This window comes from Streptomyces sp. NPDC057474, from assembly GCF_042802555.1.
Taxonomy (GTDB): Bacteria; Actinomycetota; Actinomycetes; order Streptomycetales; family Streptomycetaceae; genus Streptomyces.
Genome location: NZ_JBHVDX010000017.1, coordinates 64150 through 78711 on the forward strand (window position 1 = coordinate 64150; position 14562 = coordinate 78711).

14 protein-coding genes and 6 pseudogenes are annotated in these 14562 nt (G+C 69.4%); 10 read left to right on the forward strand and 10 right to left on the reverse strand.

The window, feature by feature from the left end:
* Nucleotides 1-60: 60 nt before the first annotated feature.
* Nucleotides 61-576, forward strand: coding sequence for a YceI family protein (locus ACFU53_RS07495; RefSeq protein WP_383987126.1), 516 nt, complete (start codon nucleotides 61-63; stop codon nucleotides 574-576).
* 102 nt (nucleotides 577-678) lie between these two features.
* Here the strand turns inward: ACFU53_RS07495 and ACFU53_RS07500 are convergent.
* From ACFU53_RS07500 to ACFU53_RS07515, 4 genes and pseudogenes are all read right to left on the reverse strand, one after another.
* Nucleotides 679-844: pseudogene (locus tag ACFU53_RS07500) on the reverse strand (TetR family transcriptional regulator); the annotation flags it as partial.
* Between the two features lie 525 nt (nucleotides 845-1369).
* On the reverse strand, nucleotides 1370-1795 hold the full coding sequence (locus ACFU53_RS07505; protein ID WP_383987129.1) for a DUF6003 family protein: 426 nt from the start codon (nucleotides 1793-1795) through the stop codon (nucleotides 1370-1372).
* Nucleotides 1796-2607: 812 nt separating this feature from the next.
* A complete protein-coding gene (locus tag ACFU53_RS07510) occupies nucleotides 2608-3831 on the reverse strand; it encodes a phosphatidylserine/phosphatidylglycerophosphate/cardiolipin synthase family protein (protein WP_383987132.1) in 1224 nt (407 codons plus the stop codon).
* A gap of 125 nt (nucleotides 3832-3956) precedes the next feature.
* Nucleotides 3957-4127 (reverse strand): hydrophobic protein, encoded by a 171-nt coding sequence (locus tag ACFU53_RS07515; RefSeq protein WP_383987135.1) that lies wholly within the window; start codon nucleotides 4125-4127, stop codon nucleotides 3957-3959.
* Between the two features lie 140 nt (nucleotides 4128-4267).
* Between ACFU53_RS07515 and ACFU53_RS07520 the strand changes: the two genes are divergently transcribed.
* Entirely contained in the window at nucleotides 4268-4441 is a 174-nt protein-coding gene (locus tag ACFU53_RS07520) for a CsbD family protein (RefSeq protein WP_383987138.1), read from the forward strand.
* A gap of 324 nt (nucleotides 4442-4765) precedes the next feature.
* Here the strand turns inward: ACFU53_RS07520 and ACFU53_RS07525 are convergent.
* Nucleotides 4766-5179, reverse strand: a pseudogene (locus ACFU53_RS07525) (hypothetical protein); the annotation flags it as partial.
* Between the two features lie 253 nt (nucleotides 5180-5432).
* On the opposite strand from ACFU53_RS07525, the gene ACFU53_RS07530 reads away from it, so the two are divergent.
* Nucleotides 5433-5882: an ATP-binding protein gene (locus tag ACFU53_RS07530; protein WP_383987141.1), complete on the forward strand. Its 450-nt coding sequence runs from the start codon at nucleotides 5433-5435 to the stop codon at nucleotides 5880-5882.
* 501 nt (nucleotides 5883-6383) lie between these two features.
* On the opposite strand, the gene ACFU53_RS07535 is transcribed toward ACFU53_RS07530, so the two are convergent.
* A complete protein-coding gene (locus tag ACFU53_RS07535; RefSeq protein ID WP_383987143.1) occupies nucleotides 6384-7577 on the reverse strand; it encodes a PP2C family protein-serine/threonine phosphatase in 1194 nt (397 codons plus the stop codon).
* 219 nt (nucleotides 7578-7796) lie between these two features.
* Between ACFU53_RS07535 and ACFU53_RS07540 the strand changes: the two genes are divergently transcribed.
* Complete coding sequence (locus ACFU53_RS07540) at nucleotides 7797-7961, forward strand: hypothetical protein (RefSeq protein WP_383987146.1); 165 nt, start codon at nucleotides 7797-7799, stop codon at nucleotides 7959-7961.
* 258 nt (nucleotides 7962-8219) lie between these two features.
* On the opposite strand, the gene ACFU53_RS07545 is transcribed toward ACFU53_RS07540, so the two are convergent.
* Nucleotides 8220-8966, reverse strand: coding sequence for a dienelactone hydrolase family protein (locus ACFU53_RS07545; protein WP_383987150.1), 747 nt, complete (start codon nucleotides 8964-8966; stop codon nucleotides 8220-8222).
* A gap of 100 nt (nucleotides 8967-9066) precedes the next feature.
* Here ACFU53_RS07545 and ACFU53_RS07550 point away from each other — a divergent pair, with 100 nt between their 5' ends.
* Nucleotides 9067-9564, forward strand: coding sequence for a MarR family winged helix-turn-helix transcriptional regulator (locus ACFU53_RS07550; RefSeq protein ID WP_383987153.1), 498 nt, complete (start codon nucleotides 9067-9069; stop codon nucleotides 9562-9564).
* 518 nt (nucleotides 9565-10082) lie between these two features.
* Nucleotides 10083-10369 (forward strand): annotated as a pseudogene (locus ACFU53_RS07555) (BlaI/MecI/CopY family transcriptional regulator); the annotation flags it as partial.
* A gap of 186 nt (nucleotides 10370-10555) precedes the next feature.
* Here ACFU53_RS07555 and ACFU53_RS07560 read toward each other — a convergent pair.
* Nucleotides 10556-11257 carry a DUF5134 domain-containing protein gene (locus ACFU53_RS07560; RefSeq protein ID WP_383987156.1) on the reverse strand — a complete coding sequence of 234 codons (702 nt, stop codon included), beginning with the start codon at nucleotides 11255-11257 and terminating at the stop codon, nucleotides 10556-10558.
* Nucleotides 11258-11471: 214 nt separating this feature from the next.
* On the opposite strand from ACFU53_RS07560, the gene ACFU53_RS07565 reads away from it, so the two are divergent.
* Nucleotides 11472-12038 (forward strand): DUF4396 domain-containing protein, encoded by a 567-nt coding sequence (locus ACFU53_RS07565; protein WP_383987159.1) that lies wholly within the window; start codon nucleotides 11472-11474, stop codon nucleotides 12036-12038.
* Nucleotides 12039-12413: 375 nt separating this feature from the next.
* Nucleotides 12414-12521 (forward strand): annotated as a pseudogene (locus tag ACFU53_RS07570) (NAD-dependent epimerase); the annotation flags it as partial.
* Between the two features lie 98 nt (nucleotides 12522-12619).
* On the opposite strand, the pseudogene ACFU53_RS07575 reads toward ACFU53_RS07570, so the two are convergent.
* A pseudogene (locus tag ACFU53_RS07575) lies at nucleotides 12620-13093 on the reverse strand (LysR substrate-binding domain-containing protein); the annotation flags it as partial.
* A 7-nt stretch (nucleotides 13094-13100) separates the two neighbouring features.
* On the opposite strand from ACFU53_RS07575, the gene ACFU53_RS07580 reads away from it, so the two are divergent.
* A complete protein-coding gene (locus tag ACFU53_RS07580; RefSeq protein ID WP_383987162.1) occupies nucleotides 13101-13334 on the forward strand; it encodes a hypothetical protein in 234 nt (77 codons plus the stop codon).
* 61 nt (nucleotides 13335-13395) lie between these two features.
* Nucleotides 13396-13485: pseudogene (locus ACFU53_RS07585) on the forward strand (transposase); the annotation flags it as partial.
* A gap of 13 nt (nucleotides 13486-13498) precedes the next feature.
* On the opposite strand, the gene ACFU53_RS07590 reads toward ACFU53_RS07585, so the two are convergent.
* Entirely contained in the window at nucleotides 13499-14530 is a 1032-nt protein-coding gene (locus ACFU53_RS07590; RefSeq protein ID WP_383987164.1) for a LacI family DNA-binding transcriptional regulator, read from the reverse strand.
* Nucleotides 14531-14562: the final 32 nt, after the last annotated feature.

Consider the following 14562-nt stretch of genomic DNA (forward strand, 5'->3'; position numbering starts at 1 on the left):
GGATAACGGGCTAGCGTCAGTCATGCAAATTTGGACGACCTAGCCGACTGGAGAATGACCATGACCGTCGCCGTGGAGACCGGACTGTGGCAGCTCGACACCACCGCCTCGACCGTCGCCCTACAGCACAAGACCATGTGGGGCCTCGTCACCGTGAAGGGCACCTTCGGCGCCGTCCGCGGCCAGGGCGAGGTCCGGCCCGACGGGTCCGCAGTCGGTGTCGTGGCCCTCGACGCCGCCTCCCTGGACACCAAGAGCGCCAAGCGCGACGAGCACCTGCGGTCCGCCGACTTCTTCGACGTCGAGCACCACCCTGAGATCACCTTCGCGGTTCGCAGCGCCGAACTCCGGGACAGTGACACGGTGCAGGTCGTCGGCCAGCTGACCGTGCGCGGCATCAGCAGGTCGCGGTCCTTCACCGCACGCCTGAAGGAGGCGAACGCCGAAGGGCTCACGCTGGAAGCCGAGTTCACCGTGGACCGCGATCAGTTCGGCATCAGCTGGAACCAGCTGGGCATGATGCGCGGCCTGGCCACGATCACAGCGACCCTGCGCTTCGTCCGAGCCGGCGCCTGACAGTGAGCCCGCCGGGTCGCTTGCCCGGTTCGCTCCCCGCTTCGGCAGGCCCGAGCCGCGTGAGCGGGAGCGGCGCTACCTTGGCGAGAGCGCGGTGCCGTACTGGGAAATGGAAGTACATGGCGCCCTTGGTCACCTCGGCGCGGGCGAGAATCTCGCCGACCGTGGCCGCCTCGTAGCCGAACTCGTCGAAGACGGACGCCGCCGCCCGCAAAATGGCGCGGCGTGTGCGGATCGCGCGGCCATTGAAAGGTTGCCCGGCATGAATATCGACAGCGCGTCACGGGCCTCGAAGATCTCCACCGCGACGTCGCAGGGCAGGGCCGCCACCGCCTTGTCATCCGCCGTGACCGGGATCTTCACCGGCCAACACGGCCCCTCCGCGGTGAGGAGCCGGTTTCCGTGTTCCGGCGTCTCGTCGGCCAGGGCACGCCAAGGGGTCCTGACACCACGGCTCCGCATGACTCCACGGTCTTGACTACATCCTGAACGGTGGCGGTGACTTCGTCCTGAGGGATGTCGTGGAAGTGACCTTCTGTTGGCGTGGACGACTGGTGTATCGGCAAGTGACGGTGAGGTTGTGGAGACGGCCGACGTCGGAGGCAGCGTCAGCCAGGGTGTGTGCAGCGCGGCGCCACCGGCGAGCGCGCCGCCGTCACAGGGTTCGCGGCAGCGCGCCACCTGCTCGCAACTACCCTGGAGGATGAGCCGGCCAGGACCGAACGCCCGGCAGGGTTTCTCGTCCACGCCCAGGGCTCCGATGGTGTCGGCGTAGGCGTTGCGCAGCCGCTCGTCAGCGGTCCGCCGCAGCAGTCACCGTCGCGGGATCCACCCCGGTCAGTTCGACGATGCGGTGCGGTGGCACGCCGACGGCCAGTGCCCGTGCGATCAGGCCGTCCCGACCGTCCGCGCAGTCACGGTAGGCGAGCAACTCCTCCTCGACCTGGGCGAACGGCTCCGGTGCCATCAGGTGACGGACCCGGCTCAGTTCCTCATCGCTCAGCGGGACGGGCAGCCGTTCCGCTCCCTCGGGGATGGCCGCTGTCTCCTCCGGTGGCAGCAGGCGCAGGTACGGGGAGGTCGGCGTGCTTCCATGAGCGTCCAGCCACGCGCGCACCGCGGGAGTCTCCATGCACGCGAGATCATCGACGGCGGCGGGGGCCACGCCGAGCGGCGCGGATGCGTCGTCGAGCAGGAACAGGTAGGCGTCGTCGGTCATCCTCGGCTCTCTCTCACTCAACGGGGGCAGATCGACATCCCAATACCCCGCCGCGGCCGAATTACCGTCGGTTCACCGGTGCCGAGTGACCATGGTGAGGAACGCGTCGGTCCATCAACGGCACGGGACGGATCAGCTGCGGCGGCTCCATGACGAACGCCCCGCCGTGGACCGGTATTCACGAGCCCGGACCTTGCGCGGTGGCGCGAAACGGACCGCGCCCGCGGCGGTGTCCCGGTCGGTCAACGCGAGCGTCGTCATCCCCTGCTCGGCCGCGGGTCGGCGGGTGGGCAGCTCCCACCACCCCATCCTTCCCGCGCGCTCCATCCGCCGACTTCGGCGGTTCCGATCTCCTCGTCTCCGCCCGGTGCAGGGCGAGGTGTGCCAGGGGCTGGTTGCGTGTCGCCGGGGTCACAGGAACGCGTGCTGCGGGTCCTCCAACTCATCGGCCTGGACTACGTGATGCCCTGCTACTCCACCGTCGGGCAAGCTGTCCGCCGGCCCCGCCGTGCTCGTCGGATGTGGCGGCGGCCACTGCATCGTGGCTGCCGGGCGACCGGCGTCGTGAGCAACTGGCCGAACTCCCAGCCGATCACCGTCTCGGCGAACAGCGTGCAGCTTGATGCCGGTGTCCTGGGAGATCTGGCGCGGCACCACGAATGTGTGTGCCGACCGGGTCAGGTCAGGCCGGTGTGCTGCGGGCCGTTGGTGGTCCATGCGAGGGTTTCGGCGTCGATCGGGTTCGGCGGCGGCGTGTCGTGGGCGTTGGGCGTGCGGGCGCCCCTGGGCCGGCCGAGTGGTGGGCGGGCAGGTCACAGGAACCGGCGGACGGGCTGCACGGCTGCTTCCCGGGCTCTCTGCACGACGGAGCGTCTCTTCCAGCGGCCGGACTGGATCGGTTCGCTCACCGTGATGTCCGCTTCGAAGTGTTCGTCGAGGGTGGCGGTGAACTTCTCGTCGAGGACGGCGAGCATGATCTCCTCGTCGTGATCGAGGGAGCGGCGGTTGAAGTTGGTCGAGCCGATCAGAGTGGCGACGCGGTCGACGGTGATGACCTTGGCATGCATCATCGTCGGCTGGTACTGGTAGATCTTCACTCCGCAGGCGATGAGGTCCTCGTAGTGGTGCTGGCCGGCCAACTGGCAGACGCGTTTGTCGGTGTGTGGGCCCGGCAGCAGGATCTCCACCCCGACCCCGCGCCGGGTGGCGGCGCACAGCAGCTCGACGAAGTACGCGTCCGGCGAGAAGTAGGCGGTGGCCAGGCGGAAGCGTTCCTCGGCGGATTCCAGCATGACGCGGATCAGGGTCTGCATGTCCTGCCAGCCGATGCTGGCCGAGCCGCGCACCACCTGCACGATCGCGTTGCCCTGCGGGCGGTGCTCGACGAACCGGTCCCGTTCATCGAAGAGTTCGTCGTGGCATTCGGCCCAGTTCTGCGCGAACGCGGCGGCCATTCCGTCCACCGCGGGCCCGCGGACCTCGACGTGCGTGTCGCGCCACTCGTTCTCGTTGCGCGCGTTGCCGCACCATTCCTGAGCGATGCCCACACCGCCGGTGAACGCGGTCTCCTCATCGACGACGAGGACCTTTCGGTGACAGCGGTGGTTCTGTTTGAGCGGGGAGAGGTACAGCGGCTTGCGGAACCAGGCCACCTGCACTCCGGCCTGTTCCATGGTTTCCAGTTGCTCGGTCTCGATCAGCCGGCTGCCGAACCCGTCCAGCAGCAGCCGCACCCGCACACCGGCGCGGGCCCGCTCCGCCAGCGCCTGGGCGAACTCGCGGGCGATGTCTCCCCTCCAGTACACGAATGTCATCATGTCCACCGTGTGGCCGGCGCGGCGGATCGCGTCCAGCATCGCAGCGAAGATCTCATCTCCGTTACGCAAAGGGGTGAGCGCGTTCCCCTCGGTCGCCGCGACCCCTATCAGGCGCTCCAGACGTCGACGTAGCCGCGCGACGCGGTGCTCCACGGACGGTGTGCCGGCCTGTTCGGGGATTCGGGGAGTCAGCTCGGACGGTTCTTGCGTACTGGTCATGGCATCCCCTAACCCGGAACGCGGGGCGGAAACGTGGGCGGCCGCAATGCATACGCGACGGGCCCACTCGTAGGGCCCGGCTGTCGTGACGGCCGGGCCCTACGTGGGATGTGGTGCGGGTTACGTCACCATCGATACCAGCGGCCTCGGCCACCGCCGGTGGTGGTGGAGCGCATCACGAAGCCCAGCAGCCACAGCACCAGCACGGCGAGGGCCACCCACCACAGAATCTTGAGGGCAAAGCCTGCGCCGAAAAGGATCACCGCGAGAAGCAGAACTAGAAGCAGGGCAACCATAGTTATCAACCTCCTGCGGCTCCGTCTGCCCTGCCAATGCTTCTCCATTCCTGGGAAGTTCCTTGTTTGTGAAGGCGCGTTTAGGGCACACGCGGCTTTACCGCGACAGCGGCACCAAAGGCTACGAGGAGGCATGTTCCATGACTGCCGGCGAAAAGGCCAAGGCGAAGATCGAGCAGGCCGAGGGAAAGGCCAAGGAGGCTTTGGGAAGGGCCCTCGGCAACGACCGCATGGCCGCCGAGGGGCAGGCGCAGAAGAGCACGGGCGATGCCCGTGAGGCCAAGGAAAAGGCCAAGGACGCCTTCAAGCACTGACGTGTTGCACCGTTCGAGGGCCTCCCCGGAAAAGATCCGGGAAGGCCCTCGATCTGCTGCGGCGGGTGCCACACGCCTATCGCACCCCGGGTGTTTATCGTCGCTCACGCGTGGCTGGCTCCTTGGCGTTCGGAGGTGACCGCTGCACGGTGCAGGCGGTCCTTCGGACGCGCTCTGTCCCTGCCGCGCCTCTCCCCTGCCCTCCAGGGTTGGCCGCGTAGATGCAGAACGCCGCTGGAGTCAGGACCGAGTGACGGAGTGGCTGTCGGGGTGGAGAGGAAAGAGCTGGTCGAGGCCGACGATGCGCAGCACGCGCAGTGTGTGGGAGGCCAGGACACCGACGAGGAACCTGCCAGGGGTGGGCAGGAAGTCGGCTGTGGCATCTGCGCGCAGGACGAGGACCGGGGGTGACCGCCGGGCGCGAGTCGGACGGCGACCTTCCTCGAAGTCGCCGCCGAGCCGGCGGGGGGAGGCTGTGTGGTGATGGGCGGCCGTCTCCACTCCGGGCACCGGCGGCAGGGTGGCGGGCAGCAGTGACTGCTGGAGCACGGCGAGCGCATCCTGAAGGCGGGCGCGGTCGGCCTCCGCCTGTTTGCGTGCTTCTTCGGCGGCTCTCCGGCCGCGCAGGAGTTCCTCGTCGTAGGCGCGGTGGTCCCGGGCGTCGAAGACGGTGGTGCCGATCAGCACCGCCTCGCCGCCGCTGCCCTGCTTGACCACGGAGGAGACCAGCACAGGCACACTCCTCGTTACCCGGCACTCCCACGCGGCCGGCAGCCGGGGCCTCGTTCTCCTCGCTCCCCCGCGGTCGGCCGTCAGCCAGGTGCCGACTGTCAGCGACACGCTCGAACAGTTCACGATCGCCGCCACACGCCCCGCACCGATCAGCCAGGACCGCTGGGTGCCCCATGAACAGGACGACAGCGGGTAAGCGAATTACGCGATACCGGCAACTCATGATGAACGACAAGGAACGACCCACGGGAAGAGTTCTATGGTCACCCCGCTTGAACATCGGGCATCGGATGAACAGGAAGCCGCAGCGCCCCTGCGATACAGCGCCGCCTGGGACACGGCAGACGCATCGATCGCTGACGCCCGCACGGCCGTACGCACACTGCTGGCCCAGGCCGGCCACGACCCCGGCCAACGGCCGAACCAGGACGCCCAACTCATCGTCAGTGAGCTGGTCACCAATGCGCTGCGCCACGCACCCGGGCCGGGCGCCCTGGCGCTGGAAGTGGCACCTGATGCCGCCCTGCTGCGCATCGCCGTGCGTGACAGTTCCCCTCGCCCGCCCGAAGTGCGAGCACACGACGCCCGCCGCGTCGGCGGACACGGTCTGTACCTGGTCACCCGGCTGTGCGACCAGGTACAGACCATCGCCCTGAAAACCGGCAAACAGGTCGTCGCTCACCTTCACCTACGCAAGCCCACCCCCTAGCGACGTCCGCGGCGGCGCATGCCCGCAGACGCAGGAAGTCGCCGCCCACCGGCGGGATCTGTGTGCGCTCCATGCTCGGGGCGCCCCGTGATGGGCAAGCAGGCGTTCAGGCTGATTTGCTGGGGCACCTGGCGGGCTGCGATGAGGTCCTCGGCTCTCAAGACGATCCCTGCCAGGCGGGCAAGCTGAAGACCGGCGGCGCACATCGCCTCGTAGGCGAAGGTGTGCAGGTCGTCTCGTCGTCCTGCGCGGTGGGCTCGGCAAGGCGGCTGGTCTTCTCCCCGCTGGTGCCGCCCGCGGACGTCCGTGCTTGGGTGAGCGCCCGTGCGGCCTCGCCACAGCGGCGCAGCATACGTCCGAGGTGGACGACCAAGTCCCGCAGGGAGCCCTGACGATGGCGCCGTCAAGGATGTGGTGGGCGCACCGGTGCCGGGCGGCAGGCGGCAGGCGGCAGGCGGCAGGCGGCAGGCGGCAGGCGGCAGGCGGCAGGCGGCAGGCGGCTCATCGTTGCGGTCCCGATCCGGTTTCGGTCGACCGGTCATGGTTGCCGTGCCAGTCCAGTATCAGGACCGTGGCGTCGTCCTTGAGGTTGCCATGGCAGGCGTCAAGCACCGCGGCGGTCAGGCTTCTGACAGCTTCTCTTGGATGCAGCGCGCGGGTTTCGTGAACGACCGACACCAGATCGGCGGCCGCGGCGCCGCGGTCCTGCATCCCGTCAGTGACCAGAATCAGGCGGTCTCCGGGGCGTAGTTGCAGTTCCTGTACGCGGTAGGGGGTGGGTGCCGCCACACCGAAGGGCAGGTTGACGGCGAGTTCGACCTCCTCGACGGTGCCGTCGCGCAGCCGCAGTGGCCAGGGATGGCCGGCGTTGACCAGTTCACACAGGCCTGTTGCGAGGTCGACGCACAGCAGCTGTCCGGTGGCCAGGCCCCGGCTGTGGCGCAGCATGGCCTGGTGGGCGTGGTTGGCTTGCTTGAGGGCGTCACAGCCGCTGCGGCGTGCCCGCCGCAGCGCGCCGACCAGCAACGTGGCCAGCAGAGCGGAGTTCGTGTCGTGGCCCATGGCGTCGGTGATGGACAGGTGCAGGGTGTCACTGTCGAGGGTGTAGTCGTAGGTGTCACCACCGATGTCGTCGGCCGGGACCAGCCCCGCGGCGAGGGTGAACTGAGCCGCCTCGCAGCAGGAAGCCGAGGGAAGCAACTGGTGCTGGATCTCCGCGGCCAGGCTGGTCTCGGTGGTGCGCCGGCCCAGGTGGTAGAGATCGGTGAAACGGCCGTCCGTGACGATGATGTAGGCCAGCGCGTGCGCCGCGTCGCGGACCTGCCGGATCACGGCGTCGTCGGCGGACTGCAGGGTCACCTCCAGGACGCCGATGCAGTCACCGCGGTTGGTGACCGGCGTGATGACCCGTCGGCCGCCCTGGCCGTCCGGTTCCACATGCTGGCGCTGACTCCGCAGAACACTGTCGTAGACGCTGCCCTGCAGAGCGATCGGCTCGGCATGCTCCGCAACCTCTTCGCCGGCCGCGGCGAGCCGTACCAGCCGCTGACCGATGAGGTCGACGAACAGGAAGGACACACGCTCCGCACCGAACCGCTTCTGCAGATCGTGTGCTACCACATCGACAGACTCACTGGGCGGCGCCGCCTCCGCAGCGGCCAGCAACTCGCCCAGTTCCAGATCTCCACCCTCCACGACAACCTCCCATCGGCTGCCGCAACTTCTTCCCCGAGTCTCCGCAACATCACACAATGCGGCCACCTTGCCTGGTCAGGACAGTCAGCCAGGCCCGTGCAAGTAGGTCCCGCGGCCGTCAAGCGTCGTCCGCGAGCGGCCGCGCGGCCAGTGCGTCGACGGCTGTGGAATACAGGGCGGCTGTGCACGACGATCGGCGCGCTGCTCACGCTTCCCGCTGTGCCCCTCCGACGCCCTGCAGCTGGTGGTGAGGAGCAGGGCCACCTCATCGACCCCGAGGATCCGGCCCACATCTCACCGTACCTGGCCAAGCGCATCCGCCGCTCGGCGAATACTCCACCCATGAACTCGGCGTTCAGCCCGAGGCGTACGACCCACACCTGAACGTCGACTCCAGCCCGCTGGGCGGGGACGGCCGCACGGACGGGCTACGGCCAGGCCGCTACCCCCGTCCCACAGGAAGACCTTGCGCAAGGGACGGCCGGCGCGGTGCAGACTCGTCGTTGAGGAAGCTGTCACCGGGTACACGCGTTTGCGGCGCACGACCACGATCCCCAGGTCCCGTCCGCTGCTCTTCGGCCGGCGTGTGAGCTACGGGCCGCGGAGCCGTGCACTTCGGGTTTGGTTTCCGGGGCCGGAGCGTCAGCTGTTGGCCAGGGTGCGGCCGAGGAGGGGGAGCAGGCGGTCCCAGTGGCGCTGCAGTGCGGAGGGGTTGAAGGCGTCGGTGTCGGACATGGTGAAGCCGTGGACGGTGCCGGGGTAGATCTCGGAGGTGTAGTCGACACCTGTGGCATCGAGCGCCTGGTTGAGCTCGCCGAGGGCCTCGGGCGTCATGTCGGTTTCGGCGTGGCCGAGGTGGACCTGGGCGGTGAGCTTGGCGAGAAGGCGGTGCAGGCCGTCGGGCCCGTCGGCGCCCACGGGGCCGTGGAATCCGGCGACGGCGGCCACCTGGCCGGGGTGGGCCGCAGCGGTGCGCATCGCCAGGAGGCCGCCTATGCAGTAGCCGGTCACGGCGACCGGTCCGGCGGCGACCTCGGGCTGGGTGGTGAGGAATCCGAGGTAGGCGTCGGCGTCGCTCAGGACACGTTCGGCGGTGTGCGCCTCGATCAAGGGCATCAGCTGGGCCATGACCGCGGGCCGGACCTCTTCTCCGATGTGCTCGGGAAGTTCGATCACCGGTGCCGGGCCGTGCCGGTAGAAGAGGTTGGGGACGAGCACGTAGTACCCGTGCCCGGCCAGTTCGCGGGCCATCTCCCGCAGCACGGGCCGGATGCCGAAGCCGTCCGCGTACATCAGCACCCCTGGGTGCCGCTCGCCGTGGTCGGGGATGGCGGCGAAGGCGTCGGCCTGGCCGTCCGTGGTGGGGACCTGCAGTGTCCTGGTGGGCAAGAGCTTCCTTCCTTGGAGTTCACTCGACAAACGTTCGTCGCACTAACGTTTTCGGCGCGAGTGAACGTATATCGTTAGTCGCACTAACGCAATGCATAGGATGGCCGCCGTGATCAGAGACGAAGCCGGGAACGTGCCCCACGTCGACGTCGGCGCGCGCAAGACACCCGACAGGCTGCGACGACGGGCGAGCCGACTGTTGTCGCAGGTGTCCGTGCGGTCGGACCGGCTGATCAACGAAGGGCTGGCCCAGGTCGACGCCCGCAAGTGGCACTACGCCGTGCTCGCCTCACTGCAGGACATCGGTCCGGGGAGCCAAGCGGCGCTGAGCGAGCGCACCGGCATCTACCGCAGCGACATGGTCGGCGTGCTCAACGAACTGGCCGAGCGTGACCTTGTCGAGCGCGCGCCGGATCCCGACGACCGGCGCCGCAACATCATCACCATCTCGCCCCAAGGCCGCCGTTACCTACCCCGTCTCGACAAGGTCCTGGACGACCTCCACGACGAACTGCTCGCGCCGCTGAGTCCGGCCGAACGCGACCAGCTCGTGCAGTTGCTCATCCGCTTGCTGGACCACCACACCCGGACCTCCTGAGCCGCGTAGCGGCGTCCGGCATCAACGATGCCACGCATCGGCCGCCGAACCGTCGGCGTGGCCGGCATGGCGATCGCCGCCCTGGGATCCGTGCCGATTACCCGGCTGTCCGCCGAAGTCAGCGTGTGCACGGGGTCGTTGCCCGGCTTTGTCGTGGCCCCGTCGGCCTCGGCACCGCCACCGCCACCGCCACCCCCGCCGTGCCGGCTTCGTGATGGACCACCACGAGGCCGGCCTCCCCTCCGGCGTCGTCAACACCTTCCACGAGGTGGGCGGTTGGGTCGTCATGGCGGTTGTCTCCACGATCACCGCGTCCGGCTTCGAGTCCGGCTCCGTCGGCGGTTTCACGGACGCCTTCACCGTCTGCGCCCTCGCGGCGGCCACGAGCGGTATGGGCGGCCTGGGCCCTCGTACCGCGCGGCAAGCCAGACGGCCGGGGGCCCTCACCTGCACTGACCGCGATCTACTATGCCCTTGCGTATTCAGTTGCGCGTCGGCGGCGAAAAGGAGTCAGGGCCATGCGACGGCTGGGGGGGACTTGGAGGCGGAGATCATGGACCGCCTCTGGACGTGGAACCGTCCGGCGACGGTGCGCGAGGTCGTGGACGACCTCAACAAGACCCGTCCGGTCGCGTACACCACGGTGATGACCGTCACCAACATCCTCTACAACAAGGGCTGGTTGCTGCGGGGCAAGCAGGGCCGCGCGTGGCTGTACTCGCCGGTGCGCAGCCGTGAGGCGTACGCCGCCGCGCTGATGGAGGACGGCCTGGGAGCGAGCAAGGACCGCCCGGCCGCGCTGGTCCGCCGCTCGGCATTGGCTGACGCATTCTTCCGAGGTTGGTGCGGCGCGACCGCGAGGACGTGACGATGGAGGTGAACCTCAGCGTGGCGGGACGAGTGGGGCCATCGGCAACAGGGGGCGAGCCTGTCCGCGCGCCGGAGCCGGCGGATTGATGCGAACAGCCGGTCCGTCGAGAGACCTTCGCCTTCAGGCGGTCATCATCAGCAGCATCGTCGCCATCGAGCCGCCCATGCCGATGTGGCCGGCCAGGCGCGCGTTCGGTGCGGAGAGCATCCCGGGGGCACGGGCCGCTCGGCGGTGGCGGGCCTTCGGGGCGGCCAGAGCGGGTGATCCGCCCGACTCCCGCATCCGGGCACGTGCGGCCAGAGCCACGAAGAAGAGGAAGTAGGCGGCCAGGGCCCAGAAGGCAACGCGCCACAGGAGCGCGGAGCCCGAGGTGGCGGCGGCCTCGGTCACGCCGTGGGCGTTCGTGCTCTCCATCCCGGCCATGGCCCCGTGTCCGTGCCCGGAAGAACCGGCCAAGGCGAGCGTCGGTCCCGATGTGGCGCCGGGCATGGCCAGCGTCATCAGCACCATGGCGGCGCTGCCGATCACCGGATGGGCGGCGTGCCGCAGATGGCGCACGCCGCTTCGGGTGGCATGCCGTACGGACAGGGCCACGCCCCCGAGACAGAGCACTGCGAACACCGCCGCCCACCACATGCCGTACGTCCCGTAGAGAACCGCCGTCGGAGGCGCGGCCATCACGGCCATTCCCCCGCCCATCACGACCTCGGCCCCCGCTTCGAACCGGGCCCAGCCGCTGACCAGTGCCATACGCACGAGGTTCCCGACGGCCACTCCCGCGCCCAGCACCACCAGCGTCCAGCCAAGAAGGTGTCCCGTCACGTCGCCACCCTTCGCGGGACCCGGAGTCCGGCTCACCGCTCGTCGACTGCTACGTACCTGCTTAGTACGTAGCAGTCGAGGATCCGACTCAGAGGGGTACGCGTGGCATCCGGAACGAAATAGCCGAGCAAGCTCGCCATATACCCCCCACGGGTATAGCCTGCCGGTGAACCGAGGGACAGGTCGTCATGGACGAGAAAGGGGATGAAAGGGCATGGACCACAGCGCTCACCACGACGGCGCCGCGCACGACCACGCCGCCACCAGCGCAGGCCATCACGACCACCACGGCCACTCCGGCCACTCCGGCCACTCCGGCCATGGGACGTCCCATGGGGGACACGGCGGCGCGTCCTGGCCCATGGCGGCGAAGGCGACGCTGCACTGCCTGACCGGGTGCGCCATCGGCGAGATCCTCGGCATGGTCATCGGCACCGCCCTGCTGTGGGGCAACGTGCCGACCATGGTTCTGGCCATCACGCTCGCGTTCGTGTTCGGCTACTCGTTCACCCTGTTCGCGGTGCGGCGGGCCGGTCTGGACTGGAAGAGCGCGATCAAGGTGGCCCTGGCCGCCGACACGGTCTCGATCGCGGTGATGGAGCTGGTCGACAACGCGATCATCGCCCTCACCCCGGGAGCGATGGACGCCCATCTCGACGACGGACTGTTCTGGTCGGCCCTCCTTGGCGGGTTCGCGGTCGCCTTCCTGATCACCACGCCGGTGAACAAGTGGATGATCGGTCGCGGCAAGGGCCACGCCGTCGTCCACGCCTACCACTGACGGCACAACCGACGGGGCAACTGCCAAGGCTCGGGGGTTTGTCCACGAACCCTCTGGCGAGCCCCTGTGGCCAGTCGCACGCCTTCTACGGCTCCTACGGCGGGAAGGCGTAAGAGTTCCAGGGAAGTTGAGGAGCGATGCCTGCGGCTGGGGCATTCGACTACCGGTCGCGCAGGTCCCGGCGAGCGAGCGGCCCTGTAGGCGGTGGCCGGGTTGGCTGAGGCGCCGCGGGCGGGCCGCCAGGTGCCGTGGCAGTCGGTGAAGGGGTACCAGCGTTCGTCGGCGCCGAGGCGGAGTTGGATGCGCGCGGCCGCATCGGTGATCTGGTTGTCCTGACTGGCGAGCGTGGCCAGCGGTGCGGGCCGGTGCGGCTGGATCGCGGACTACACCCGCCGCGGCTTCATCGACGGACGCGTCGCCCGCCTGATGACCGTGTCGGTGCGACCCGGCAAGCCGAACACGGCCGCCTCCGGCTTCCTGTCCCTGGGCGGCTGCGCAGCGGCCTCCGCGTCACGCGCGCGAACGGGGCATCTCTGTCCGCCCCAGGTGTCATCACTGCCCGTTCGGAAGGTGAGGGCCTGTCAGGGGGCGGCCGGTGGTGCGAACAGTGCCTGGACGGTTTCGGCGGCCAGGTCGCGCAGCCAGGTGTGGGCGCGGTCGTCGTCGTAGCGCTGGTGCCACAGCAGGTACAGCGGGACGGCGGGCATCTGGAGGGGCAGGGGCAGTGTGATGAGGCCGAGTTGGTCCCGGGACGCGCGGGTGACCGCGTCGGGGAGGGTGAGCACCAGGTCGGTGTCCGGGGCGAGTTGCAGCGCGAAGGCGACGGTGGGCCCGGCGGCGACGACGTGGCGCTCGTGCCCGCACGCGGTCAGGGCGTCGTCGATCGGGTCGCGCAGGCGTCCGCGCCTCGAGACGATGAGGTGTTCGGCGGCCGCGTAGCGCTCGATGGTCAGCGGACCTTCGGTGAGTGGGTGGCCGGGTCGGACGGCGACAACGAGCTGATCGCGGCCGAGGAGGCGGTGGCGGATGCCGGGGAGCGTCGGCCGGCTGTTGTTCATGGTCATGACCGCCCCCGAAATCCTGACCACCCCGCCGACCGTCTATGTCTCGGGCAACGACGAACACGCGAAGAAGACCGTCACCGGCCTGCTGGGCGACCTGGGCTGGCAGCCCGCATGGATCGAGGACCTCGGGGACATCACCACAGCCCGCGCCACCGAGGCCATGATCCTGGTCGTGCCCCACATCCTGCGCCGACACGGCTTCAAGCCCTTCGCCGTCTCCCTCGCCCGCTGACCCGCCGCAGACGCGCCACGAAGCGGGAGCGCGCCCCGTATGAGGAAGCCGTCCGCGATTTCGGGCGGTCTCGGTGGACTCCACGATGGTGCGTGCTCACCAGCACGCGGCCGGAGCCCGCGAAAGGGGGCCCCAGCCGGCGTGTCCGGACACCGCCTCCCTGGTCACGCCTCCCGCAGCACCGGAGCAGGCCGCTCCCCCGACCCCCGGATGATGAGGCGGGTGGGGACCGTGATGGTTCGGGCGCGCGAGCGGTCCCCGTCCAGGCGATCCAGAGCGGTGGCCGCCGCGGTCCTGCCGATTTCCTCGGGGTCCTGGGCGACGACGCTCAAGGCCGGTTCGAGTGCCTCGGCGAGGGCCACGTCGTCGAAGGCGACGACGGCGATGTCCTTCCGGCCGGTGCGGGCGAGTTCGGTGACGATGCCCAGCGCGACGATGTTGTTGCCGGCGAACAGGGCGGTGGGAGGATCGGCCAGGCCCAGGAGTTGGGAGGTGGCGCCGGAGGCCCCGTGCTGGTCGTGGGCGTTGGTGACGAGGGAGCGGTCGGCGGGGAGTCCGGCTTCCTGGAGGGCGGAGCGGTAGCCGGCCAGGCGTTCGCGGCGGGTGTAGAGCTTGGTGGGGAGGTCACCGATGAAGCCGATGCGCCGGTGGCCGTGGGCGACCAGGTGGGCCACGCCGTCGTGGGCGCCCGCGCGGTTGGTGCTGACGACGCTGTCCGTGGCCAGGCCCGATCCCGGGCGGTCGAGGAAGACGACGGGCAGGCCGGCGGCGCGGGGGGACTTGAGGTGGGAGTGGTCGGCGCCGACGGACGGCACGACCATCAGGATGCTGATGCGGCGGGCGAGGAACTTGTCCGTCAGGGCGCGTTCGCGGTCGGGGTCGTCCGCGGAGGAGCCCATGAGCAGTGTCAGTCCGCGTTCGCGGACGGTGTCCTCGATGGCGCGGGCCACGGCTCCGAAGAAGGGGTTGCCGAGGTCGGGGATGACCAGTCCGACGGTGGTGTCCGGTCCGCCGACGCGGATGTTGCGGGCCATGAGGTTCGGTTGGAAGCCGAGCTTGGCCACGGCGGCCAGGACCTGTTCCCGGGTCTGGGCCGAGGCGGGGCCGTCCTCGTTGAGGACGCGGGAGACGGTTTTGGCGCTGACGCCCACTTCTCGGGCGACGTCGGCCAGGGTGGGGCGGCGGTTGGCTGCCATGGAGGAAACGGTCTCCTGTGCTCGTCACGCAC

Coding starts and splice junctions, on each gene's coding strand:
- ACFU53_RS07495 (WP_383987126.1), top strand. CDS start 61: ATGACCGTCGCCGTGGAGACCGGACTGTGGCAGCTCGACACCACCGCC.
- ACFU53_RS07505 (WP_383987129.1), bottom strand. CDS start 1,795: ATGACCGACGACGCCTACCTGTTCCTGCTCGACGACGCATCCGCGCCG.
- ACFU53_RS07510 (WP_383987132.1), bottom strand. CDS start 3,831: ATGACCAGTACGCAAGAACCGTCCGAGCTGACTCCCCGAATCCCCGAA.
- ACFU53_RS07515 (WP_383987135.1), bottom strand. CDS start 4,127: ATGGTTGCCCTGCTTCTAGTTCTGCTTCTCGCGGTGATCCTTTTCGGC.
- ACFU53_RS07520 (WP_383987138.1), top strand. CDS start 4,268: ATGACTGCCGGCGAAAAGGCCAAGGCGAAGATCGAGCAGGCCGAGGGA.
- ACFU53_RS07530 (WP_383987141.1), top strand. CDS start 5,433: ATGGTCACCCCGCTTGAACATCGGGCATCGGATGAACAGGAAGCCGCA.
- ACFU53_RS07550 (WP_383987153.1), top strand. CDS start 9,067: ATGGCCGCCGTGATCAGAGACGAAGCCGGGAACGTGCCCCACGTCGAC.
- ACFU53_RS07565 (WP_383987159.1), top strand. CDS start 11,472: ATGGACCACAGCGCTCACCACGACGGCGCCGCGCACGACCACGCCGCC.
- ACFU53_RS07580 (WP_383987162.1), top strand. CDS start 13,101: ATGACCGCCCCCGAAATCCTGACCACCCCGCCGACCGTCTATGTCTCG.
- ACFU53_RS07590 (WP_383987164.1), bottom strand. CDS start 14,530: ATGGCAGCCAACCGCCGCCCCACCCTGGCCGACGTCGCCCGAGAAGTG.